This is a genomic window from Methylobacterium sp. WL1 (genome assembly GCF_008000895.1).
Lineage (GTDB): Bacteria > Pseudomonadota > Alphaproteobacteria > Rhizobiales > Beijerinckiaceae > Methylobacterium.
Genome location: NZ_CP042823.1, coordinates 2,143,215 through 2,163,347, shown reverse-complemented (window position 1 = coordinate 2,163,347; position 20,133 = coordinate 2,143,215). Strand labels below are relative to the sequence as shown.

The 20,133-nt window shown below is 71.2% G+C and carries 29 protein-coding genes and 1 pseudogene; 17 read left to right on the top strand and 13 right to left on the bottom strand.

The window, feature by feature from the left end:
- The first annotated feature begins 226 nt into the window (after window positions 1-226).
- The 5 genes from FVA80_RS10700 to FVA80_RS10680 all read left to right on the top strand — a co-directional run bounded on the left by FVA80_RS10700 (window position 227) and on the right by FVA80_RS10680 (window position 2,763).
- Entirely contained in the window at window positions 227-676 is a 450-nt protein-coding gene (locus FVA80_RS10700) for a MucR family transcriptional regulator (protein WP_281408710.1), read from the top strand.
- 271 nt (window positions 677-947) lie between these two features.
- Window positions 948-1,217 carry a hypothetical protein gene (locus tag FVA80_RS10695; RefSeq protein WP_187193712.1) on the top strand — a complete coding sequence of 90 codons (270 nt, stop codon included), beginning with the start codon at window positions 948-950 and terminating at the stop codon, window positions 1,215-1,217.
- A 356-nt stretch (window positions 1,218-1,573) separates the two neighbouring features.
- Window positions 1,574-1,936, top strand: coding sequence for a hypothetical protein (locus tag FVA80_RS10690; protein ID WP_147907032.1), 363 nt, complete (start codon window positions 1,574-1,576; stop codon window positions 1,934-1,936).
- Between the two features lie 247 nt (window positions 1,937-2,183).
- Window positions 2,184-2,366, top strand: a complete 183-nt coding sequence (locus tag FVA80_RS10685) for a hypothetical protein (RefSeq protein WP_147857066.1) — start codon at window positions 2,184-2,186, stop codon at window positions 2,364-2,366.
- 112 nt (window positions 2,367-2,478) lie between these two features.
- Complete coding sequence (locus FVA80_RS10680) at window positions 2,479-2,763, top strand: PilZ domain-containing protein (protein ID WP_147907033.1); 285 nt, start codon at window positions 2,479-2,481, stop codon at window positions 2,761-2,763.
- Between the two features lie 39 nt (window positions 2,764-2,802).
- Here the strand turns inward: FVA80_RS10680 and FVA80_RS10675 are convergent, their stop codons facing one another.
- Entirely contained in the window at window positions 2,803-3,192 is a 390-nt protein-coding gene (locus FVA80_RS10675) for a heme utilization protein (protein ID WP_147907034.1), read from the bottom strand.
- A 169-nt stretch (window positions 3,193-3,361) separates the two neighbouring features.
- Here FVA80_RS10675 and FVA80_RS10670 point away from each other — a divergent pair, with 169 nt between their 5' ends.
- The 3 genes from FVA80_RS10670 (at window position 3,362) to FVA80_RS10660 (ending at window position 4,208) form a co-directional block, all read left to right on the top strand.
- Window positions 3,362-3,544, top strand: coding sequence for a hypothetical protein (locus tag FVA80_RS10670; protein WP_147907035.1), 183 nt, complete (start codon window positions 3,362-3,364; stop codon window positions 3,542-3,544).
- Window positions 3,541-3,825 (top strand): hypothetical protein, encoded by a 285-nt coding sequence (locus FVA80_RS10665; protein WP_246692353.1) that lies wholly within the window; start codon window positions 3,541-3,543, stop codon window positions 3,823-3,825. The genes FVA80_RS10670 and FVA80_RS10665 overlap by 4 nt, the downstream gene beginning before the upstream one ends.
- Before the next feature lie 77 nt (window positions 3,826-3,902).
- Window positions 3,903-4,208 (top strand): hypothetical protein, encoded by a 306-nt coding sequence (locus FVA80_RS10660; protein WP_147907036.1) that lies wholly within the window; start codon window positions 3,903-3,905, stop codon window positions 4,206-4,208.
- A gap of 126 nt (window positions 4,209-4,334) precedes the next feature.
- Here FVA80_RS10660 and FVA80_RS10655 read toward each other — a convergent pair whose 3' ends face one another.
- Window positions 4,335-4,529: a hypothetical protein gene (locus tag FVA80_RS10655; protein ID WP_147857078.1), complete on the bottom strand. Its 195-nt coding sequence runs from the start codon at window positions 4,527-4,529 to the stop codon at window positions 4,335-4,337.
- A 120-nt stretch (window positions 4,530-4,649) separates the two neighbouring features.
- Between FVA80_RS10655 and FVA80_RS10650 the strand changes: the two genes are divergently transcribed.
- The 3 genes from FVA80_RS10650 to FVA80_RS10640 all read left to right on the top strand — a co-directional run bounded on the left by FVA80_RS10650 (window position 4,650) and on the right by FVA80_RS10640 (window position 5,893).
- Complete coding sequence (locus tag FVA80_RS10650; RefSeq protein ID WP_147907037.1) at window positions 4,650-4,850, top strand: hypothetical protein; 201 nt, start codon at window positions 4,650-4,652, stop codon at window positions 4,848-4,850.
- A 103-nt stretch (window positions 4,851-4,953) separates the two neighbouring features.
- Window positions 4,954-5,442 (top strand): phasin, encoded by a 489-nt coding sequence (locus FVA80_RS10645; protein WP_147907038.1) that lies wholly within the window; start codon window positions 4,954-4,956, stop codon window positions 5,440-5,442.
- 232 nt (window positions 5,443-5,674) lie between these two features.
- A complete protein-coding gene (locus tag FVA80_RS10640) occupies window positions 5,675-5,893 on the top strand; it encodes a hypothetical protein (RefSeq protein WP_246692352.1) in 219 nt (72 codons plus the stop codon).
- Between the two features lie 49 nt (window positions 5,894-5,942).
- Here FVA80_RS10640 and FVA80_RS10635 read toward each other — a convergent pair whose 3' ends face one another.
- Complete coding sequence (locus tag FVA80_RS10635; protein WP_147907040.1) at window positions 5,943-6,197, bottom strand: hypothetical protein; 255 nt, start codon at window positions 6,195-6,197, stop codon at window positions 5,943-5,945.
- A gap of 672 nt (window positions 6,198-6,869) precedes the next feature.
- Here FVA80_RS10635 and FVA80_RS10630 point away from each other — a divergent pair.
- Window positions 6,870-7,097, top strand: coding sequence for a hypothetical protein (locus FVA80_RS10630; protein ID WP_147907041.1), 228 nt, complete (start codon window positions 6,870-6,872; stop codon window positions 7,095-7,097).
- 37 nt (window positions 7,098-7,134) lie between these two features.
- Here FVA80_RS10630 and FVA80_RS10625 read toward each other — a convergent pair whose 3' ends face one another.
- The 4 genes from FVA80_RS10625 to FVA80_RS31200 form a co-directional block, all read right to left on the bottom strand.
- On the bottom strand, window positions 7,135-7,464 hold the full coding sequence (locus FVA80_RS10625; RefSeq protein ID WP_147907042.1) for a hypothetical protein: 330 nt from the start codon (window positions 7,462-7,464) through the stop codon (window positions 7,135-7,137).
- Between the two features lie 418 nt (window positions 7,465-7,882).
- Window positions 7,883-8,734, bottom strand: coding sequence for a hypothetical protein (locus FVA80_RS10615; RefSeq protein ID WP_147957829.1), 852 nt, complete (start codon window positions 8,732-8,734; stop codon window positions 7,883-7,885).
- A gap of 110 nt (window positions 8,735-8,844) precedes the next feature.
- Window positions 8,845-10,881 carry a molybdopterin oxidoreductase family protein gene (locus FVA80_RS10610; RefSeq protein ID WP_147907045.1) on the bottom strand — a complete coding sequence of 679 codons (2,037 nt, stop codon included), beginning with the start codon at window positions 10,879-10,881 and terminating at the stop codon, window positions 8,845-8,847.
- 248 nt (window positions 10,882-11,129) lie between these two features.
- Window positions 11,130-11,558, bottom strand: a complete 429-nt coding sequence (locus tag FVA80_RS31200) for a hypothetical protein (protein ID WP_246692351.1) — start codon at window positions 11,556-11,558, stop codon at window positions 11,130-11,132.
- Between the two features lie 65 nt (window positions 11,559-11,623).
- Here FVA80_RS31200 and FVA80_RS31195 point away from each other — a divergent pair, with 65 nt between their 5' ends.
- The 5 genes from FVA80_RS31195 to FVA80_RS10595 all read left to right on the top strand — a co-directional run bounded on the left by FVA80_RS31195 (window position 11,624) and on the right by FVA80_RS10595 (window position 15,146).
- Entirely contained in the window at window positions 11,624-11,926 is a 303-nt protein-coding gene (locus FVA80_RS31195; RefSeq protein ID WP_246692350.1) for a hypothetical protein, read from the top strand.
- A gap of 708 nt (window positions 11,927-12,634) precedes the next feature.
- Window positions 12,635-13,222, top strand: coding sequence for a hypothetical protein (locus tag FVA80_RS31190; RefSeq protein WP_246692349.1), 588 nt, complete (start codon window positions 12,635-12,637; stop codon window positions 13,220-13,222).
- 494 nt (window positions 13,223-13,716) lie between these two features.
- Window positions 13,717-13,986 carry a hypothetical protein gene (locus FVA80_RS10600; protein ID WP_147910680.1) on the top strand — a complete coding sequence of 90 codons (270 nt, stop codon included), beginning with the start codon at window positions 13,717-13,719 and terminating at the stop codon, window positions 13,984-13,986.
- A gap of 98 nt (window positions 13,987-14,084) precedes the next feature.
- On the top strand, window positions 14,085-14,255 hold the full coding sequence (locus FVA80_RS30470) for a hypothetical protein (protein ID WP_187193645.1): 171 nt from the start codon (window positions 14,085-14,087) through the stop codon (window positions 14,253-14,255).
- Between the two features lie 165 nt (window positions 14,256-14,420).
- Window positions 14,421-15,146 (top strand): YidB family protein, encoded by a 726-nt coding sequence (locus FVA80_RS10595; protein ID WP_147910681.1) that lies wholly within the window; start codon window positions 14,421-14,423, stop codon window positions 15,144-15,146.
- 365 nt (window positions 15,147-15,511) lie between these two features.
- On the opposite strand, the gene FVA80_RS10590 is transcribed toward FVA80_RS10595, so the two are convergent.
- The 6 genes and pseudogenes from FVA80_RS10590 to fabD all read right to left on the bottom strand — a co-directional run bounded on the left by FVA80_RS10590 (window position 15,512) and on the right by fabD (window position 20,011).
- The gene (locus FVA80_RS10590; protein ID WP_147910682.1) at window positions 15,512-15,796 is read right to left on the bottom strand and encodes a DUF6883 domain-containing protein; all 285 of its coding nucleotides are present in this window, start codon (window positions 15,794-15,796) and stop codon (window positions 15,512-15,514) included.
- The gene (locus tag FVA80_RS10585; protein ID WP_147910683.1) at window positions 15,793-16,044 is read right to left on the bottom strand and encodes a DUF4926 domain-containing protein; all 252 of its coding nucleotides are present in this window, start codon (window positions 16,042-16,044) and stop codon (window positions 15,793-15,795) included. The genes FVA80_RS10590 and FVA80_RS10585 overlap by 4 nt, the downstream gene beginning before the upstream one ends.
- Before the next feature lie 305 nt (window positions 16,045-16,349).
- Window positions 16,350-17,612, bottom strand: a complete 1,263-nt coding sequence (gene fabF, locus FVA80_RS10575; RefSeq protein ID WP_147910684.1) for a beta-ketoacyl-ACP synthase II — start codon at window positions 17,610-17,612, stop codon at window positions 16,350-16,352.
- A gap of 186 nt (window positions 17,613-17,798) precedes the next feature.
- Window positions 17,799-18,038 (bottom strand): acyl carrier protein, encoded by a 240-nt coding sequence (locus FVA80_RS10570; protein WP_007559070.1) that lies wholly within the window; start codon window positions 18,036-18,038, stop codon window positions 17,799-17,801.
- 277 nt (window positions 18,039-18,315) lie between these two features.
- On the bottom strand, window positions 18,316-19,053 hold the full coding sequence (gene fabG, locus FVA80_RS10565) for a 3-oxoacyl-[acyl-carrier-protein] reductase (RefSeq protein WP_147910685.1): 738 nt from the start codon (window positions 19,051-19,053) through the stop codon (window positions 18,316-18,318).
- Between the two features lie 17 nt (window positions 19,054-19,070).
- Window positions 19,071-20,011, bottom strand: a pseudogene (gene fabD / locus FVA80_RS10560) (ACP S-malonyltransferase).
- Between the last annotated feature and the right edge of the window lie 122 nt (window positions 20,012-20,133).

Below are 20,133 nucleotides of genomic sequence, written 5' to 3'. Positions count from 1 at the left end.
GCGGGCCGGAAACACTGGGGCAGTGATTTTTTAAATCTGCAGACCGCCAGGATAGTTCACCTGACGGTTGTGTCAGAATTCCCTACCCGGGGGCGCGAGCATGCACAGCGATCATGTCCGTTACGCATCCAGAAGAATGATTTTGTAACTTGCATTCGGGTGGGAGAAGTAGCAAATCGCGTGTGAGGGGTACATCGGGAACCATGAAGTGACAGAAGAAGCGATTGTGCACACGCCTGACCTTATCGGCTTGGCGGGCGACGTCGTCGCCGCCTACGTATCGAACAATCCCGTTCCGGCCAGCGAGCTGCCGGCCCTGATCGCCCGGGTGCACGGCGCGATCGCAGGTCTCGCCTCCGGGACGAGCGCCGCCGCAGCCAGTGCCGAGGCGCCCGTGGCCGTCGACAAGCCGAGCGCGGGCCAGATCCGCAAGTCGGTCCAGCATGACGGGATCGTCAGCTTCATCGACGGCAAGACCTACAAGACGCTCAAGCGGCACCTGACCGCCAACGGTCTCAGCCCGCAGAGCTACCGCGAGCGCTACGGCCTCCCCACCGACTACCCGATGGTCGCCCCGAGCTACGCCGAGCAGCGCTCCGCCCTCGCCAAGGCGATCGGCCTGGGTCAGCCCGGTGCCATGGCCGACCGCGAGCGCAAGGGTCGCAAGGCGGCCTGAGCGACATCGACTTCGACGCCTCCGGCGGCGGATGCCGCCGAGGTCGTCCCGGCCCTGCACGACCGGTGCGCGCCCTCCGGATCCCTCATCCGTCGCCAGCGTGCCGCCTTCGACAAGTCCGGGCCGTCACGTCATTCGGTCCGGCCCGTAGTCGTTGCCCCGTAGCCACACATGTCTGCGACGTGGCCCGACACGGACAAGCTGCCACACTCTGCACAAAGCTGATGCCCACGCCGGTACCTGTGAAGAACAGGTGCTGGGTCGAAGCATGATGAAGCGTGAGCAGACGAACTCCGTGGTGGCCTTCCCGACGCATATCGCGCCGACCGTGGCCGACGAGGACACCGCTTCGGTGATCGCGGTGCTGCAGGAGCAGCTCGCCCTCGCCCGCGAGGGGCGGCTGCGCTCGGTGGCGGTCGTCTCGGTCTCGACGGATGGCGAGGCGATCGGCACGCACTGGTCGTGCAAGGGCGCCGACATCTCCAGCCTGATCGGCAAGCTGACCGTGCTGACCCACGACATGATGTCGGCTAGGAAATAATCGGCCCGGAAATACTCGGTTTGGAAATACTCGGCCCGCACGTCGTTGGCCGGAGAGTCGCCGGCCGGAGAGTCGCTGGCCGGAGAGTCTTCGGTTCGCACGCGATCGGTGCTTCAGGGGCGTAGGGTCCAACCGGTCCTGCCGGAGGCCGACCCGCCGGGGACGGACAGGTCCGCTCGCGCGCCCCATCGCGCAGGGCCCAGGACGAACCGGGCCTGCGTGCCGCGATCCGATGCCGCTTCGCCGAGTCTCGGGCCCGGGGGGCATCCGGAAGCGGCAGCCCTATCTCTCTGTGTCGCGGGGTCGGCGCCGCGCGCGCTGCGTCGTTCCCCAGCCCACAGAGGATCCCCACACCGATGAGACGCGTTCTGCTCGCCGCCGCGCTGGCCGCGTCGACCCTGCCGTCCGCACCCGCGATGGCCGAGGACGACAAGCGCACCGAGACGATCGAGGGGCTGGTGCGGATCATCGGCGCCCAGGCCGGCATCGTCCTGTATTGCCGCAAGATCTACACCGTGGACGACACGGTGTCCGAGGGTCTGTCCCGGACGGTGCGAAGGGCCCTCGACGCCGCCCTCGGCCGTCGAAGGGCTCAGGCCGCCATCGCGGAGGAAGGCCAACGCGTCGCCAAGACCATCGCGGAGGTCGGAGCGGACCAATGGTGCGCCGACCAGCGGGACATCCTCAACACGGACGGCGTTCGGGTCTTTGTGGATTGAGGGGCTCGGCCCACCACCGTAAGCAGAGGGACCTTCCAGGTTTTTCGCCTGGAATAACCGCCGCGGGTGCCAGATAACGCGGCGCGCTCCACCGTCGTTCTGCAGTGCAGAACAGATTATGGCCTTGTTCCCACTTGGAACGTCTGTCATGTTTCGAGGACGGACGTCCTGAAAGCAGATCACGCCGGCTGCAATCGTCCTGACAAGAGCCCAAAGGGCCAGCAAGCCGGCGTCGGAGGAACACGCCATGTCCACACCGATCACCATCGCCGTCGCCCTCATCGTGTGCGGCGTCGCGGTCACCGCGTTCGCCTTCACCCGCGCGCCCCGGTCGAAGGACTTCGCGGGCTGGGACGTGATGTTCATGAGCGGGATCGGCGCCGTCGCCCTCGGGTTCCTGGCGACGCTGGTCGGAGTGGTCACCGGATAGTGAGGCCTCGCACCCTCCTTTGAGGGCGGACGCGGACAATCCGATGCATTTCCGGAACCGGTTCTGAACCCGACGCGCCGATCCTGCGCGCTTTGCAGTTCACGAGACGGCAATGCTTGATCGACGGAGCGCCCCGCGCACGGTGCTGAACGAGACCGGCAGCATCTCCATCGACGAGCACCGCAGCCTGCCTTGCATCGTCTACGATCGCTCGCTGGGCGGCGTCCGCGTCGCCCTTCCGAACGCCGAGATCGTGCCGGAGCACTTCGTGCTCAACATCGACGCCAGCGCCGAGATCCTCGTCTGCCGCTCCGTGTGGCGCAAGGCGGAGGAGATCGGCGCGACGACGAACGAGCCGGAACCCGACCGGCCGAGCCTCCGTCGCCGGCCGGCCTGAGATCCCTCCGACCGGAGATTCCCCCGGCCGGCGCGCCTGTCAGCCGGAGCGCCGCGCGTTCCAGCGGCCGCTGCAGGTGACGATCCCGCCGGTCGACCGCCACGTGCCGCTGCCGGCGCCCTGCGTGTCGAGGCTGCCGTCGATCGGCACCGTGTTCGAGCCGCTGGTGATCGTGGCCGCGACGCGACCGCTCGACGAGACGCCGCCGTCGATATCGACGTCGTCCCCCGGGATCGAGGCGTCGCTGTCCTTGATCTGGACCTGATAGCTCGTCGAGGCCGCGCAGGGCCCTTCGGAGGTCGTCGCCACGATGGTCCAGGCGCCGTCGTAGCGATTCGGTATCTTGATCTTCTTCGTACCCGCGAGGGCTGGTGTCAGGACGCCGACGATCAGGGTCGCGGTCAGGATCGGGACAAGGCAACGGGGCACGGGGTCACTCTCGCTCGCGCCGCCGGGACCGACCACGCCGAGACAGAACCGTGAGAGGCCAAAACGGTTGCCTTGGCCATTCGGCGGGCACCTTCGCGCCGGACAACCGTTCTGTCCGTGCCGGGCCCGCCGATCGCGGGACGCGGCACCGCCCCCGGGGGGACCCGCCATGCCCGATCCGAGATCACCCGGCGCCGACGAGGCGCCTGAACCCGAGCTGCCCCAGGGCCTGCCGATGCCGCCCAATACCGGCGACATGCCGCCGCCGCGATTGCCTCCGGCTCCGGAGGACGATCCCGCGCCACCGGGACGAGAGCCGGCGCCGGACATCGACGACGTGTCGGGCCTGTGAAGACCGCCGGTATCAAGCGGGCGCCCCGGCCGATGCGGGTGTGCCTGGGCCTGGCCGCCTCGCTGGCGTCGGTCCTGGCGGCCGACGCCGCCGAGCCGCTCACCGTCGAACGGCTCAGCGCCGACGGCTGGGAGATCGCCGGCTACACCGGCACCTTCGACAACCGATCGTCCCTGATCCTGTTTCGGAGGAAGGACACGCGGTACCTGGTTCAGTGCTCGATCCTGTACGACGTGACCCGCAATCCGCGCGTGATCACCAACTGCTACGAGCTGCACTGAACCGGCTGGCGGCGGATCGGGTCGAACTTCGGCGGCCCGCGACCGTTGGCGTCCGACCGCAAGGAACGGACGAACCCATGACCCGTACGACGTTGGCGCTCTCGGGCGCCCTGACCCTCCTGCTGGCCGGACCGGCAGCCGCGCAGGTGACCACCGGGGGGGCCGGCAATACAGGGGTCACCGCACCGCCCACCACAGGCGGCGTCGGAGCCGGCACGGTGGGCAGCGGACCCGGCGCCCCGATCACCACGGGCGCGACGGCCAATCCCAGCAACTCCTCCGTCCCGGGCACGACACCGGGGGTGAATATCGGCGGCACGCCGACGAGCGGCCCGCCCGGCACCGGCGGCACGGCGGGCGGTCCGGCACTCGGCAACCGCTGAAGCCGCGTTCCGGAAGGCGGCCGCCGGCTTTCGGACAAGGACGATGCGCGCGAGGCGCATCCACGCAGGCGGGTGCCGGCACCCGCCCCACGGCGCCGCGAAACGAACGTCGCGCGCCGGGGCGGCTCACTCGCCCCAGTCGATATCCAGGGACCGCTCGAACGCGGCCGCCGACATCTCCTTACCCTTGGGATCGGCGACCACGATCTCCCGGAACCCGCGCCGGACGAGTTCCCAGGTCTTCTCCATGGCCTGCTCGTCGGTCCCGCACGCGAAGGTCATGACGCGGCCGGACGGATCGATCCCCTTGACGGTGAACACGACGCTCTCCTCAAATCCCCGCCCGCATATAGCGCGGCGCACGCGATACTGCCCACCGACGCGGGCGCCCCGGGACCCGCAAGGCGGTCGCGACGTTTCCCCGGACCAGGGAGGCCACGCATGACTGATTCGCGAGAGCCCACGAGCGTACCGGATCGGACATTGCCTCCGGTCGACCCGGAGGTGGAGACCGGCCCCGCGGAGGCCGAGCCGGGCGCCTCCAACAAGCCCTTGCCGACCAGCGACGACGCGCCCGAGGTCGGGCTGTCGCAGAAGGGCGGTGGCGAGGACGCGGTCGTCCGGCGCGAGACGGAGATCTGACAGAATCGGGGGTCCCGTCACGCGCCCATCCCTGGACCTTATCGCTTGTGCAGTGCACAACAGCCATGGCCGCGGCCAGACGTGCGGCCGAAGGAGACCAGTCATGGCTAACATTCCCAGCTTCGAGGTCCCGCCGCAGATGCGCGATCTGGCCGAAACCAGTGTCGAGCAGGCCCGCAAGGCGTTCGGAACGTTCATCGGTTCGGCACGCCGCGCCACCGATACCCTTCAGGGCTCGACGGACCTGACCCGGACCAATGCTTCGGACATCTACGCCCGCAGCCTGGACTATGCCGAACAGAACGTCCGTGCGGCGTTCGACCTCGCGCAGAAGCTCGCAGCCGCCAAGTCCTTCCCGGAAGCGATGCAACTCCAGGCCGAATACGTGCGCGAGCGGTTCGCCGCGATGCAGTCCCAGGCCAAGGAACTCGGCGGCCTCACGCAGGGTGCGATGCAACAGGGGGCCGAGCGCGCCAAGGCTGCGATGCAGCAGGGTGTCGACGAGACCCGCAAGGCGGTCAAGCAAGGTCAGGATGCGGCCCAGCAGATGGGCCAGGAGACGCAGAACGCCGCTGACCAGGCGTCGCACTGAGCGCAGGCACCGGAAGACCCGGCCCTTCGGGGCCGTCGCCTCCGGTCGCGTTCGGACGAGACATGTCCTGACGCCGTCTGCGGGAGCCGTTTCCGATCACATTGCGATCGGGAGCGGCTCTCAGTCCTCGATGCCACGCGCTCGCTCACGCTGAACGGGTCTCTCCTTCGGCGGCGCGCGCTCTATCCGGGACGTGGAGGTGCCGATGATGTACGGCGAAGTTGGACACCTGATGGACGAAGCCATCCGGCTCGGCATCCGCCAGGCCGAGAACGCGGCCCTTCTCGCGGTTGCGATGCACTCTGCGTGGCTCGACCTGTGGCTGGAGAGCTACCACGCCACGAGCGCTGTGCTGAACACAGGACCGGAGCAGCGCGCCCGGACCCGCCGCCTGATCGAGCGCGGCGTCTCACCGAGTCTCGCTGCGCAGGACCTGCACCTCGTCCGATAGCCGATACGCCGAACCGGATCCCGGTCCGGCTCAACGCGGCGCGACGAGTTCAGCGAGCCGATTCGGCCGAGGCCTGGTCCATCGGCCGGACGACGGCGGCCACCGGGATGCGGCCGGCATGCGTGGCCGACACGGGCTGGGGGGTGGTGGTCAGATCGTGAGCCGAGCGCGCCTGCGTGGTCGCGCGGGCCTGGTCGCGATACAGCGGCGGCGTCAGGTGGAGGTCGTCCTGCGCGAAGGCCGGGGCGGTGAAGATGGCGGCAGAGGTGAGCGCCGCCGACGCGAGGATGAGGATCGTGCGCATGGTGCGACTCCGGTTCGATCGCGGGATGCAATCGCTGAGTGCATGAGACCACGGATTTGTGCGCTGCGGTATGCTCATTTCGCATTGCAACACAACGCATCGCCGGAACGGTTATGCAGTTTTCGCGCGCTCGTCCGAGCGATACCCGTGTTCCGGGGCAGATCGCGCCATGCATTCGAGACAATTGAACTAAATTGCCGCCCATGAACTGGAAAAGATAAATTGATCTCGCGCGAAAGTTTATTTCACCACGCAGGTCTCGGCGAGGGAAGCCTGCGGTTCCTTCGGGCAGCACTGCCGCCCTCCGCCGTTCGGCGGCCGTGATCGCTCACCCTCGAACACGTGCTCGCGCGCCCGCGCCGGCACCACGACGGTCGGACTGGGCAGACGAAACGTGAAGCGCCGCCCGGCAGCGTAGAAAAAAGTTCTCCCGAACCTCGGCGCCTCCCCCTTGTAGGAGGTCGGCGGCGCGCGACATCTCCTGACGAGGCGTCGGTTCGGAGCCGGATGCTCCGGATCGTGAGGGGCCGGCCCGGGCGCCACGTCGCACGGATCGCGGCGGTGGGCAGGCCTCGCAGCGTTCGCGACACGAACCGGCAACACGAACGCCAGGCTCACGTCACATGAGCCGGTTAGACAGAGTTCAATTCTGACGTCATCCGGAGCGCGCCCATGACGCCCGCAGACCTCGACAAGCGTGCCGAGTTGACCGTGTGGCCGAACCGCTCGCGTGGGCGGTCCGCCGAAGGGCGCCCCTACGCGACCCTGCGTGAGGCGCTTGCGGCGGCGGCCGAGGCGATCGCCTTGGAGGACGCGCAGCCCTGGATCATCACCGAGGAGGGCGACGTGCTCTCACCGGGCTGGATCCGGGCCAACACCCGATCGAGCGCCCTGCAGTGATACCCGGTGTCAGACGGCGGAAGGCGAGGGGATCCGCTCAGCACCCGATGCAGATGTCGTGCACCACATGGGCCCGGCGGGGACCGGTCCGCTGGTTCGGCAACTTTCCATCCGTCGCAGGAAAGCCGCTGCCGAGCACCTGAAACCGTCTGCGGCCGGCGGCTGGGTCGGCGGTCGCAGGTTGCACCGGCGCCGGGGCGCCCGCATCGGCCGGGGGCGCCTGGCTCGGCACGCTGTTTGCCATGCCGGGATCCGGCGGGGGCATCATCATCCCCTGCGCGGGCGCCGTCGGCGCGAACTCGCCCGCCAACGCGGAGACGGGGGCGCAGACCAGGACGACCAGGATCAGCCGAGACCGCACCGGCATGTCGCTCTCTCCGCTTCTCCCCGCAGGACGGTGACCGGCACGCCGGGGCGCGCCGGCCGGGTGAATCTCAGTATGCCCGGCCGTAGAACGGCTTGGAGACCGGATGATATCGGTCCCTCACCGGCCACGTATAGGGCTGGTCTTTAGAGGTACGGAGATCGGAGCCGAATCGCGGGGCGTTGAACCCGATGCCGTGGAGGGTGCCGGTCCGGCCCTTGGCACCCTGGGTCGCGGACGCGGCATCGCGGGCCAACGCTGCGCTCGCCAGGCCCATGGCGAGAACGGCCGCACATGAAACGCGGCCCAGCATAACGGCTCTCCTGACGTCTCGCATCGTCGCCTCCCATCCCGGCCGAGGTGCCGGACCTGAAGCAACGGCAGCCCTTTCGCGAGGGTTCCGCCAGTCCTCGCGACGGCCTCAGAACGCGTTCGCGGCGCCGAAGCAGGCCACCGCGAGCGGTCCGTTGCAGGCGGTGTCGGTCTGGCCGGTCCCGGCCGCGATGCCGGCGCCGCCGACCGCTCCGCCGCCGCCACGGGCCACGGTGTCGGCCCCGGCGAGGTCCTGGACCGGCGGCGCGTTCGCAGCGCCCGCGATGCCGGCGCCGCCGAACGCGCGCCGCCCGGTGGCGGTGGCTGTGGCGGACGCCGCGGTCACGGCCGGGTCGACGGCGGTCAGCCCTGTCGAGCTGGCGCCGATCCCGGCCCCGGTCCCGAATCCGCCCGCCCCGGAGGCCACCGCCGAGGCCGAGGTCGCATTGGTGTTCAAGCTCGTGCCGATGGCCGAGCCGCCGCCGAAGCCCCCCGTCCCGAAGTTCGAGAGCGCGTTGCCCGAGATCGACCCGATCGCCGAACGCGTCGACGTGTTGAAGCCGTTGCGCGTGCCGGTCGCGCCGATCGTGCTCCCGGTTCCGCTCGAACTCGACGGCGTTCCGGTGACGCCGGCGCCGCCGGTCGATCCGGATCCCGAGAGGCCCAGCCGGGCCGTGCCGGCGCTGGTGGCGCCTGTCGGCGGCGCGATGCTGCCGCCCCCGGAACCGCCGCCGCCGAAGCTCAGCTGCCCGGCATTCACGAGGCCGCCGCCCTGGGCCGAGAGGGTCGGGAACGGGCCGGAGGTGGAGCCGCCGCCGAGGCTGAGCTGTCCCGGGTTGGCGGTCGCCGTCAGCGGCTCCAGGGAGGCCGCCGCGGGGACCGTCGCGGTGGCGGACAGGTTCTGGGCCCAGGCCGGAGCGGCGAACGGGACCAGCAGGGCGGCGGCGAGGATGACCCGCATGGCTGTCGGATTCCACGAGACGGTGTGTCCTGGGCCAACACAACCGATTTGGGTGGGTTCCGCCGTCTCGGTTCCCGCCGCTGATTCAAGGGCCGGGTCGGGCCGTCGCGTCAGGCCGCCCGCACCCACACCGCGGTGTCGTGGAACGTGGCGCCGTCGTTGGGGGCGGCCGGCGTGTCGCCGATCAGCGCGTTGATGCCGCGCCCGCCCGAGAACGAGGCCGCCGGCCACAGGCTCTCGACCACCACGATCCCGGGCGGCTGCCCCTCCGCGAGGCGCGCGTGCAGCCGGACCTGGCCGCGGGTGTTGCCGATCTCCACCGCGTCCCCGGTGGCGATCCCGAGGCGGGCGCCGTCCTCCGGATGGAGCAGGCAGGTCGGGCGGCCCTCGCGCCGGATCGATTCCGGGCTGTTCGAGAAGGTCGTGTTGAGGAACTGGCGGGCCGGGGGCGCCACCATCCGGAACGGACGCTCGGCGTCGGCCGGCTCCGAGACCGCCCAATGGTCGGGCAGGGCCGGCATGCCGGCGGCGCGCGGACCGAGCGCCGACCAGTCCGGCCCGAACCGGAACCGCCCGTCCGGGTGGCCGAAGCCGGTGAGGAAATGGCTCTCGGCAAAGCCCGGCTGCGCGTCGATCCAGCGCTCCTGCTCCAGCCGGCCGAGGCCGCCCCAGCCCGAGCGGGCCAGGGTCGCGTCGGCCAGATCCCGGGCGTTCAGGTCGAAGCCCGCATGCCCGGCCCCGAGCCGGCCGGCGAGGGCGGCGATCAGGTCGTGGTTGGAGCGGCATTCCCCCGGCGGCGGCAGGAGGGCCGGCCCGGACTGGATGTGGCTGTGCCCGCCGGCCCCGTAGATGTCGTCGTGCTCCAGGAAGGTGGTGGCCGGCAGGACGAGGTCGGCGAGCGCCGCCGTCTCGGTCATGAACTGCTCGTGCACGGCCACGAACACGTCCGGCCGCAGCAGCCCGGCGCGCACCCGGTTGCTGTCGGGAGCCGAGGCGGCCGGGTTCGCCGACTGGATCAGCATCGCGCGCACCGGCGGCCCGCCCTGCAGGGCGTCGGGATCGTCGGCCAGGATCGCGCCGATCCGGCTCATGTCGAGTTCGCGCACCCCCGGGGCCTTGGCGTCGAGGCCCTCGGTCAGGGTCTTGTCCCAGTTGAAGATCGCGGCGTTCTGCCAGAGGGCGCCGCCGCCCTCGTGCTGCCAGGCGCCGGTCACGGTGGGCAGGCAGGTCACCGCGTGCAGGTTGACCGCGCCGTTATGCGTCCGGGTGAAGCCGAAGCCGCAGCGGATGTAGCTGCGCGGCGTCGACCCGTAGAGCGCCGCGAACGCCTCGATCTCCGCGACCGTGAGGCCGGTGATCGCGGCCGCCCACGCCGGATCGCGCGTGGCGAGATGCGCCTCGAGCGCCGCCGTGTCCTCGGCATGGGCCGCGAGGTAGGCCCGGTCGGCGTGACCGTCGCGGAACAGCACGTGGAGCACCGCGCAGGCCAGCGCCCCGTCAGTGCCGGGCCGGGGGGCGAGGTGGAGGTCGGCCGCCGCGGCGGTGCCGGTGCGGTAGGGATCGATCACCACCAGCTTGGCGCCGCGCGTCTTGCGGGCCCGGCAGATGTGGCTCATCGCGTTGACCTGGGTGCTCACGGGGTTGCCGCCCCAGACCACGATCAGGTCGGAGAGCGCCATCTCCCTCGGGTCCGGACCCGCGATGCGGCCGATCCCGGCGCTCCAGCCGGCGATGGCGATGGCGGTGCAGATGGTGCGCTTGCGCCGGGAATAGCCCATCACGTGGGTCAACCGGTGGATGCTGTCGCGCTGGACCAGGCCCATCGTGCCGCCGGAATTGTACGGCCAGACCGCCTCCGGACCGTGGCGCTCGGCCGTCTCGCGGAAGGCCGCGGCCAGTCGGTCGAGGGCCGCGTCCCAGGTGATCGGCCGCCACTGGCCGCTGCCCTTCTCGCCGACGCGTTCCAGCGGCCCGAGAATCCGGTCCGGGTGGTGGACCCGCTCGCCGTAGCGGCTGACCTTCGCGCAGATCACCCCGGCCGTGTAGGGGTTGTCGCCCCCCTTCACCGAGACGACGCGGCCGTCCGCTACCTGCACGTCCAGGCTGCAGGCCGAGGGGCAATCGTGCGGGCAGACGGTCCGGGCCAAGCGACACACTCCGTGGCGTAGTCTCGTGGTGATGGCCGGGATGATGCAAGCGCCGTGCTTTTTTGAGGCGGGCGCACGCGAAAGCCGCGCGCTGGCTGCGATCCGTCCCTGCGGCTGGTCTGCCGGCCATCGAGGAATTCCAGCCCGGTCCCTCAAAGAAAAGGCCTTCATCCTGCCGGATTGCCGGTATGGTCTCGCGGCCCGGATCCGCTTTAACCAACGATTGTGCCGTTGCCAGAAGAGTTCGCTCAAGGCTTGCGCCGCGCCGGCTGGCTCGCCGGCCTGCCCGCGCTCGCGCTGATCTGGGCCGGCGCGACGCTGTTCGCCACCCCGCAGATCGCCGACGCCCTCGACGCGGCCGGCGCGCGGGTCGCGTCCGGCACCGCCACGGCCGCCGGCGAGCCCTGGCTGCGGCTGGAGGCGCGCGGACGCGACCTGGCGGCGGAGGGCGAGGCTCCGGATGTCGGCGAGCGCGAGACGGTGCTGGCCAAGCTCGCCGCCCTGGACGGCCCCCGGCGAATCGTCTCGGAGATCGGCCTGGTGGAGACCGCCGCGCCGTTCCTGTGGGCGGCGATCCGCACCGGCTCGGCCCGGGTGGCGCTGGAGGGCAGCCGCCCGGCGGAGATCGGACGGCAGGCCCTGGAGGCGCGGATCACCGGGGCGCTGGCGCCCGGCACCGCCCTCGACGACACCGCCCGGGCGGCCCGGGCGCGCCGCCCGATTTCGCCAGCGCGGCGGCGTTTTGGCAGCGCGGCTGTCCGGGCTCGCCAAGGGCGGCCGGGCGGCGCTCAGCGACACGGTGCTCAGCCTGTCCGGCGAGGCCCTGGACGTGCCGGCCTACGAGGCGCTGCGGACCGCCCTGGCGAACCCGCCGGCCGGGTTCAGCGTCGGGCGGATCGAGATCGTGCCGCCCGCGGTGGCGCAGTTCCGGTTCTCGGTGGCGAAGTCGGCCCGGGGAATCGTGCTCGACGGGTTCGCGCCCTCCGCGGCGGACCGGGAGGCGGCCCTGCGGGCGGCCGCCGAAGCGGTCCCGGGGGCAGCGTGAAGGACCGGCTGCTCACCGCCCGGGGGCTCGACCCGGCGATCGACCCAAAGACCCTGATCGGCTTCGCGTTCCGGCTGGCCGAGCTGATCCAGTCCGGCACCGTCACCTTCGCGGACGATTCCGTCTCGGTCACCGGCGACGCCATCGACGCCCAGGCGATTCCCGACGCCGCCGCGCTGATGCGCGAGGCCCGGCCGGCCGGCGTGAAGCCCGGCCCGGTGACGCTGGCGGCACGGCCGCTCTCGCCCTACCGGGTTGCGATCCGCCGGACCCCGGAGGCGGTCACGCTCACCGGCCACCTGCCCGACGACGCCACCCGGGAGCGGGTGCTGGCCGCCCTGCGCCCGCGCCTATTCCGCGAGCCGGTGATCGACCGGACGCGCCTGGCCGACGGCGCCCGCCGGACCTCGGCGCCGCGCTGGCGGCGGCCGCCCCTGGTGGCCAACCTCGCGACCGGGGAGGTGGCGGTCTCGGACCGGGCTCTGACGCTCACCGGCGAAAGCCTCTACCGCGAAGCCGCGTCCCGGACGCCGGAGCGCTTGGCCGAGGTGCTGCCCCCGGCTGGACCGGGCGGGCCGCCGTCACGGCCCGCCAGCCCGCCGAGACCCGCGACCCGGCCGCCTGCCGGGCGGAGGCGGGCGCCGCGATCGCCGGGCGTCCCTGCGCTTCCCAACCGGCAGTGCGACCCTCGGGCCGGCCTTCTACCCGGTGCTCGACACCCTTGCGGCCCTGGCCAAGGCCTGCCCGACCCTGCGCATCGCGGTCTCGGCCCCGGCCGACCCGGCCAAGGCGAAGCCGGCCCAAGGGGTTGGGGGACGGCTGGGGGGGCCGGGGCAGTGGCCGGGGGGGCCGGGGCGGGGCCGGGGCGGGGCCGGGGCGGGGGCCGCGGTCGAGGTCCCGCCGACCCCGATGGCCTCCCAGCCGGCGGCGACCGGTGCGGTCAAGGATGCGCCGAAGGAGCCCGCGAAGCCCGCCCCGAAGGCGCAGGCCGAGACGCACGCGGCCCCGAAGAAACCCGAAGCCGCCAAGAAGGCGGATGGCAAGAAGGCGGATGGCAAGAGTTCGGAGGGCAAGAGTTCGGAGAGCAAGTCTGCCGCCTCCAGACCCGCGTCGTCCCAGAAGTCCGCGAAGCCTTCGCCCCCCAAGGAGGCCACGGACGACCCGCCCCTCGACCTGACGCGCCTGCGTGCCCAGGCCGTGATCGAATATCTGCTCCAGGCTGGCGTGCGGCCGGACCAGGTCGGCGCCGGGCCGGACGCGCCGGCCGGCCCCGTCACCCTGGCGCTGCTGCCGTGAGGGAAGGACCGCGCGCCCGCGCCGGTTTGCGCCTATGATCGCCGCCACATGACGTTCGTGACCGCCCCCTATTCCGACCCGCCCAGTCCTTCCGAGATGCCGCGCAGCGGCTTCGAAGGAGGGCGCCGGGGATCGCCGCGGCATCCGGGGGCCTCCTGCGACGCGACCGCGGCGAGGCGGCTCGTGGGAGGCTGTGAGGCGTTCGATTCATCGCTCGCGGCAGACGATGCCGCGGCGGCGTTGCTCGGAAGGGCTATCCCGCCGCGCGAACCGAGGTGGGACGTCTCCCGCAGGTTCGGGGCCGTGGTCGACGACGGACCGCGACAGGCCTGCTCTCCGGTGCGGAAGAGGGGACCGGCGCGGTATCCCGAGGCGCGATCGCGATCGGCGCCCGGGAGACCGACGGGCGATCAATCGAAGGCCTCACGGCCTCTCAGGATGCGGGAGCGGGGCGGGCAGCCCTGCCGCAGCGCCGCCGGGAGGGCCGGACGGCCGTGACGCTGCTGATCGCCGGCTTCTGGCCCGGACTCGCCGGGGCGTCCGCGCTCGGCCTGCTGGTTGGGGCGCTCGCGGGCTGGCCGGCCCGGCCGGGGGTGCCGCTCGCCCTGTGCGGGTTGGCCGTGCTGCTGGCGGGAATCGCGCTCGCCGGGATCGTGCCGGGGCTGCTCGGCCTCTGGCTGGAGGGCGCCGCCCTGATGCTGCCGCCCTACCTCGCCGGCTGCGCGCTCGGCGCCCTGGGCCGCCGCCTGGCCGCGCGGCCCTGACGCCGCGGCGTCGAACGGCACGGGAACCGGTCCACCCCCCGCCGACGTTGCGTCAGCATGCATGGCCCATGAGGCCTACAACCGGAAGAGGCGATCCGATGCCGAACCTGACGCGCTCCGCCCGACGCTACGCCCTTCGCCTGCCGCGCCCCCGGGCCGGTGCGGCCGCCACCGGCCTGTTCCTGGCCGCCCTGGCGCTCTCGGCCGCCACGGTCCCGCTGGTCGAGCCGACGAACGCCAGCACCGCCCAGGCCTCGCTGGCCCGCTGAGGATCCACGGGGGCAGCGTTCCAAAGAAGGTTCGCCCCGCCGACGACGCGCGCGCTCCCTCCCCTCTGCGGGGAGGGAATGAGCGCAACATCCACTCCGGCCTGCAACCCCCACCCCTCCGACGCCGTTGTCAGCCCGGGCGGAGCCCGCCCCGGAGGGACGCTTATGGGTTTGCTCGAATCGGCGATCGGCGGCGTGCTCGGTCAGATGTTCGGCGGCCAGAAGCAGGGGGCCGGGGGGATGTCGCCCCTGGTGAAGGCCCTGGTGATGCTGCTGCTCGCCAAGGGCGCCAGCGGCGGCTTCGGCGACATCTTCGGGCGCGGCCATCAGGGTGAGCCAGGGCCCGAGGCCGACCGGTCCGGCGGCGCCGGCCCCTACGGGCGCGATCCGGGCCAGCACCCGGCCGATTCCGGCGGGCGCGGCGACCCGGGCGACATCGGCGGCTGGGACCAGTCCGGCCAGCGCCGGGAGGCCGGCCCTTCCGACCCGTCCCTGCCGCCCGGCGATTTTTCCGACCTGTCCGGCATGCTCGACGGCCCGGGCGAGTCCGGCCCGGCCCGGACCGGCGCCGACCCGGCCCCGCGCGGCGGTTTCGGACAGGATGACGGACAGGGTGATCTCGGCGGCCTCGACGGCCTGGTCGACCGCTTCCGCCAGGGCGGTTTGGGCGACGTGATCGAATCCTGGATCGGCCACGGCGGTAACCGCCCGGTGGCCCCGGCCCAACTCGCCCAGGCACTCGGCCCCGACACCCTCGACACCCTCCAGAGCCAGACCGGGATGGACCGCGAGACGCTGCTCTCGCAGCTCGCCCAGGCGCTGCCGGAGGTGGTGCACGCGCTCACCCCGCAGGGGCGGGTGCCGGGAGCGGAGGAGCAGCGGGGGTGGTGAGAGCTGCAGTCACCCGCGTGAAAGCCGGAATGACTTGGTGGGTCGTAAGCGACCCGAAGCTTCGATCTTCTGAAGCATAAGAGCTCAAGCGATCACCGACTGCCACAGGCGGATTTATCAATCTCTCTACTCATCCTGCGGTGCTGCGTAGCAGCCTGGAAAGAGCCCGCCAGGGATCGCTGTGACCTCTGGAGAGCTTTTTCGAGGCCTACTCTTCGGCACCGCAGGATGAGGGGGAGGTTGGTACGATCATCAAACATATTCGGCGCGTCGCCGACGTCCACCTCCAGCGGAGACCGAATCGCCCGTCAGGACTTCCAAGGGTAAGCGGTGAGGAACCGCCACTGCGTAGCGCTGGTGATTTCTCAAACGCTGCGGAGCGACATGACACGTCCATCCGGTGCTTCCAGAAGGCCTTCGAACACGCGGCGCGGCAAGCCGAGGGGAAGCACCACGGCGCGCCCCGGCCAATGATCGACCGCATGTTTCACCAGATCACCGGCGAGCCGTTCGGGCTCCTCCGCGGCATAGCCGAAGGCCAGCAGATACTTGGCTTTGGAGGCGCCATCGGTATGCAGAGGGTTGAGCAGATAGCTGACGATCTTGGGCCATTCGACGGTCCAGACGACCGCTTCGACGTCGCCGATCACACCGGCGCGCGCTCGACGAGTCTGATGTCCCCGGGCCGAACCGTCGCAAGCGCGCCGACGGGTGTCGGAAACTCGACCACGTAGGCCTCACCGTCGCGATAGACGCCGACGATGGTTCCCTCCGTGCCCGGTGCCAGCACATCGCCATCGTCGCTGGTCGCAGCCGTCATCAATGCAACCCGGTCGAGATCCCGAAGATCCGACCGCGATGCGTCCTGCCGAAACCGGTAGGCGAATTCCAGCGTCATGGCGGCATGTTAGGCGCGTGCCGGGATTGCGCAACCACCGTTTCAGAAGACCAAGCTGAAGACTATCGGTCTCCCGAGAGCCGGTGTCCCTGGTCTTTCCCACCCGCAGCCTCATCCTGAGGCGCCGAAGCGAAGCAGAGGCCTCGAAGGAGGCCTCCAGCCAGCAACGCAATCCCTGGAGGCCTCCTTCAAGGCTGCTGCGCAGCACCTCAGAATGAGGTTGAGGTTTGGGATCGCACAGTCAGAAACGCAGCTGAGACCCGCGATCCTGCTTTTAATCACGCAAGACTAAGTAGCTTCGGCCGTCAGGCGACCCGCCGCATCACCAGCGACGCATTCGTCCCACCAAACCCAAACGAGTTCGACAGCACCACGTCCACCTGCTTGCGCTTCGCCTCGAAGGGCACGAGGTCGATCTTGGTCTGGACGGAGGGGTTGTCGAGGTTGAGCGTCGGCGGGATCACGCCGTCGCGCAGGACAAGGATCGAAAAGATCGCCTCGACCGAGCCGGCGGCGCCGAGCAGGTGGCCGACCGAGCTCTTGGTGGAGGACATGGTCGCCTGGGCGGCGGCATCGCCCAGGAGGCGCTCCACGGCCTTCAGCTCCAGCTCGTCGCCCATCGGCGTCGAGGTGCCGTGGGCGTTGATGTAGCCGATCTCGGCGGGCGAGATGCCGGCGCGCTTCACGGCCGCGGTCATGCAGCGGAAGGCGCCGTCGCCGTCCGGGGACGGGGAGGTGATGTGGTAGGCGTCGCCCGAGAGGCCGTAGCCGACCACCTCGGCGTAGATCTTGGCGCCCCGGGCCTTGGCGTGCTCGTACTCCTCGAGCACGACGATGCCGGCGCCCTCGCCCATGAGGAAGCCGTCGCGGTCCCGGTCGTAGGGGCGGGAGGCCTTCTCCGGGGTGTCGTTGAAGCCGGTGGTCAGCGCCCGGCAGGCCGAGAAGCCGGCGATCGACAGGCGGTTGACCGGCGATTCGGCCCCGCCCGCCACCATCACGTCGGCGTCGCCGAGCGCCACGAGGCGGCTCGCGTCGCCGATGGCGTGGGCGCCGGTCGAGCAGGCCGTGACCACCGCGTTGTTCGGGCCCTTGAGCCCGTAGGCGATCGAGACCTGGCCGGAGGCGAGGTTGATGATCCGGCCCGGGATGAAGAACGGCGAGATCCGGCGCGGGCCCTTCTCGTGGAGGGTGATCGCGGCGTCGTAGATGCCGCCGATGCCGCCGATGCCGGAGCCGATCAGCACGCCGGTGGCGCACTGGTCCTCGTGGCTCTTGGGCAGCCAGTTGGCGTCCTTCAGGGCCTCGTCGGCCGCCGCCATCGCGTAGACGATGAACGGATCGACCTTGCGCTGCTCCTTGGGCTCCATCACCGCGTCGGGGTTGAAGGTGCCGTCGGTGCCGTCGCCATACGGGACCTGCGCGGCGACCCTGCAGGGCAAGTCGGCGGATTCGAAGCCGCGGATCGGGCCGGCGCCGCTGTCGCCCGCGATCAGACGGCTCCAGGTGTGCTGCACCCCGCTGCCGAGCGGCGTGACCATCCCCAGACCCGTGACCACCACCCGCCGCATGCTACCTGTCCCGTCTCAAGAACCGTCTTGGGAAGCGCTCCCCCGCCGCCATCGACGCCGGCCCGGTGCCGGAGCGCATCTCGAACAACCGATCGCGGCCGGATCGGTGCCACCGAACCGCGAAACGCAGAACGGCGCGGGGGCTGCTTCGCCTCACCCGCGCCGCGTGAAACCGAATCCGGCGCCTTAAGCGGCCGAGTTCTTTTCCAGGAACTTCACCGCGTCGCCGACCGTCTGGATGGTCTCAGCGGCGTCGTCCGGGATCTCGACGTTGAATTCTTCCTCGAAGGCCATGACCAGCTCGACGGTGTCGAGGCTGTCGGCACCGAGGTCGTCGATGAAGTTGGCGCTCTCGACCACCTTCTCGGGCTCGACGCCCAGATGCTCGACGACGATCTTCTTCACGCGCTCAGCGATATCGCTCATCGGTCTTCCGTCCTCGTCCTTTTGGTCTGTCAGTCTTCTCGGGGTGCCGTGGCCGCGCCGCGCCCCTTCGGGCTTGTTGGCGAGCCGGTGTCGATCGCGCGTGTTTCGAGGTGAACTGGGAGGGCCCCGCCGGGGGGCCTTGGACTGAAAACCCGCTGAACCGTCAACCCCCTGTACGGCTGCGGGGCGTGGTAGCACAGGGTTCCCGCCCTGGCGAGAGCCGTTCAGAATCCCTTCATCGGTGTGGCCTGCGCGTGTCTAGGGCATCGCTTCGGACCTAGAACATCGCCATCCCGCCGTTCACGTGCAGGGTGTGGCCGGTGACGTACGCGGCCTCCGCGGACGACAGGTAGATGCAGGCGGCGGCAACCTCCGCGCCCTCGCCGAGGCGCCCGGCCGGCACCCGCGCCAGGATGCCCTCGCGCTGCTTCTCGTTGAGCGCGTCGGTCATCGGCGAGCTGATGAAGCCCGGCGCGATGCAGTTGACCGTGATCCCGCGCGAGGCGACCTCGGCGGCGAGCGCCTTGGTCATGCCCACGAGGCCGGCCTTGGCGGCGGCGTAGTTGCCCTGGCCGGGATTGCCGGTCGCGCCCACCACCGAGCCGATGTTGACGATCCGCCCGGAGCGGCGGCGCATCATGCCCTTCACCGCCGCACGCGAGAGCCGGAAGGCCGCGGTGAGGTTGACGGCGAGCACCTGCTCCCACTCGTCGTCCTTCATCCGCATGAACAGGTTGTCCCGGGTGATGCCGGCATTGTTGACCAGGATGTCGAGGGGCCCGATCGCCGCCTCGGCCGCCGGCACCAGGCCCTCCACCGAGTCCTTGTCGGAGAGGTCGGCCGCCACCGGGCTCGCCCGCTCGCCGAGTTCCGCGGCCAGGGCCTCCAGCGCCGCGGGCTTGGTGCCGGACAGCGCCACGGTGGCGCCCTGGGCGTGCAGCGCCCGGGCGATCGCCTGGCCGAGGCCGCCGGTGGCGCCGGTCACGAGGGCTTTCCGGCCGGTGAGATCGAACATGCGGGACTCCCTTTGTCCTAGAGCGAGAACGCCGCCACGTCCGCGGGCGTGCCGATGGCCGCGGCGCGGGCCTGGGGCGCGATGCGCTTGACCAGCCCGGTGAGCACCTTGCCGGCACCGAGTTCGTAGAACTGGTCGGCCCCCGCGCCCGCCATGGCGGCGACGCTCTCGCGCCAGCGCACCGTGCCGGTGACCTGCTCGACCAGGGCCGCCCGGATCGCGTCAGGGTCCGCGACCGGGGCCGCGGTCACGTTGGCGTAGAGCGGCACCCGGGGGGCGTTCAGGGTCACGGCGGACAGCGCCCGCGCCATCGCGTCGGCGGCGGGCGCCATCAGGCGGCAATGGAACGGGGCGGAGACGTTGAGCATCACGGCGCGCTTGACCCCGCGCTCCGTGGCGATGCCGACGGCGCGCTCCACGGCCGCCCGGTCGCCCGACAGCACCACCTGGCCGCCGCCGTTGTCGTTGGCGACGTCGCAGGCCGCACCGTCCGATTCGAGCGAGGCCGCCTCCGCGATGCCGCGGGCCGCCTCGACATCGGTGCCGATCAGGGCCGCCATCGCGCCGACGCCGGCGCCACCGCCGCCTGCATGGCCTCGCCGCGCAGGCGCAGCAGCCGGGCCGCATCCGCGATCGACAGGCTGCCGGCAGCCGCGAGCGCCGCGTACTCGCCGAGCGAATGCCCGGCCACGCACGCGACGTCCCGGGCGAGGTCGAGGCCGCGCTCGGCCTCCAGCACGCGCAGGACCGCGAGGCTCGCCGCCATCAGGGCCGGCTGGGCGTTGGTGGTGAGGGTGAGTTCCTCGACGGGCCCCTCGAACATCAGCCGGGAGAGCGGCTGGGACAGGGCGTCGTCGACTTCGTCGAGCACGGCCCGCGCCTGCGAAAACTCCTCGGCCAGCGCCTTCGCCATGCCGACCGCCTGGCTGCCCTGGCCGGGAAAGATGAGTGCGCGCATGGCTTGTCTTGATCGCTCTCGCCGGGCGGCGCGCGAACGCCGCCCGTGTCGGCCGAAACTCTCGAATGGGGCGCGCACTCGCACCCGGGGCAGCGGGTGTCAACAATGCGTCGCACAATCCG

Coding starts and splice junctions, on each gene's coding strand:
- FVA80_RS10595 (WP_147910681.1), top strand. CDS start 14,421: ATGGGTTTGCTCGAATCGGCGATCGGCGGCGTGCTCGGTCAGATGTTC.
- FVA80_RS10640 (WP_246692352.1), top strand. CDS start 5,675: ATGGACGAAGCCATCCGGCTCGGCATCCGCCAGGCCGAGAACGCGGCC.
- FVA80_RS10625 (WP_147907042.1), bottom strand. CDS start 7,464: ATGCCGGTGCGGTCTCGGCTGATCCTGGTCGTCCTGGTCTGCGCCCCC.
- FVA80_RS10635 (WP_147907040.1), bottom strand. CDS start 6,197: ATGCGCACGATCCTCATCCTCGCGTCGGCGGCGCTCACCTCTGCCGCC.
- FVA80_RS10645 (WP_147907038.1), top strand. CDS start 4,954: ATGGCTAACATTCCCAGCTTCGAGGTCCCGCCGCAGATGCGCGATCTG.
- FVA80_RS10685 (WP_147857066.1), top strand. CDS start 2,184: ATGTCCACACCGATCACCATCGCCGTCGCCCTCATCGTGTGCGGCGTC.
- FVA80_RS10660 (WP_147907036.1), top strand. CDS start 3,903: ATGACCCGTACGACGTTGGCGCTCTCGGGCGCCCTGACCCTCCTGCTG.
- FVA80_RS10585 (WP_147910683.1), bottom strand. CDS start 16,044: ATGACGCTGGAATTCGCCTACCGGTTTCGGCAGGACGCATCGCGGTCG.
- FVA80_RS10680 (WP_147907033.1), top strand. CDS start 2,479: ATGCTTGATCGACGGAGCGCCCCGCGCACGGTGCTGAACGAGACCGGC.
- FVA80_RS10670 (WP_147907035.1), top strand. CDS start 3,362: ATGCCCGATCCGAGATCACCCGGCGCCGACGAGGCGCCTGAACCCGAG.
- fabG (WP_147910685.1), bottom strand. CDS start 19,053: ATGTTCGATCTCACCGGCCGGAAAGCCCTCGTGACCGGCGCCACCGGC.
- fabF (WP_147910684.1), bottom strand. CDS start 17,612: ATGCGGCGGGTGGTGGTCACGGGTCTGGGGATGGTCACGCCGCTCGGC.
- FVA80_RS10650 (WP_147907037.1), top strand. CDS start 4,650: ATGACTGATTCGCGAGAGCCCACGAGCGTACCGGATCGGACATTGCCT.
- FVA80_RS10570 (WP_007559070.1), bottom strand. CDS start 18,038: ATGAGCGATATCGCTGAGCGCGTGAAGAAGATCGTCGTCGAGCATCTG.
- FVA80_RS10695 (WP_187193712.1), top strand. CDS start 948: ATGAAGCGTGAGCAGACGAACTCCGTGGTGGCCTTCCCGACGCATATC.
- FVA80_RS10630 (WP_147907041.1), top strand. CDS start 6,870: ATGACGCCCGCAGACCTCGACAAGCGTGCCGAGTTGACCGTGTGGCCG.
- FVA80_RS10690 (WP_147907032.1), top strand. CDS start 1,574: ATGAGACGCGTTCTGCTCGCCGCCGCGCTGGCCGCGTCGACCCTGCCG.
- FVA80_RS30470 (WP_187193645.1), top strand. CDS start 14,085: ATGCCGAACCTGACGCGCTCCGCCCGACGCTACGCCCTTCGCCTGCCG.
- FVA80_RS10615 (WP_147957829.1), bottom strand. CDS start 8,734: ATGCGGGTCATCCTCGCCGCCGCCCTGCTGGTCCCGTTCGCCGCTCCG.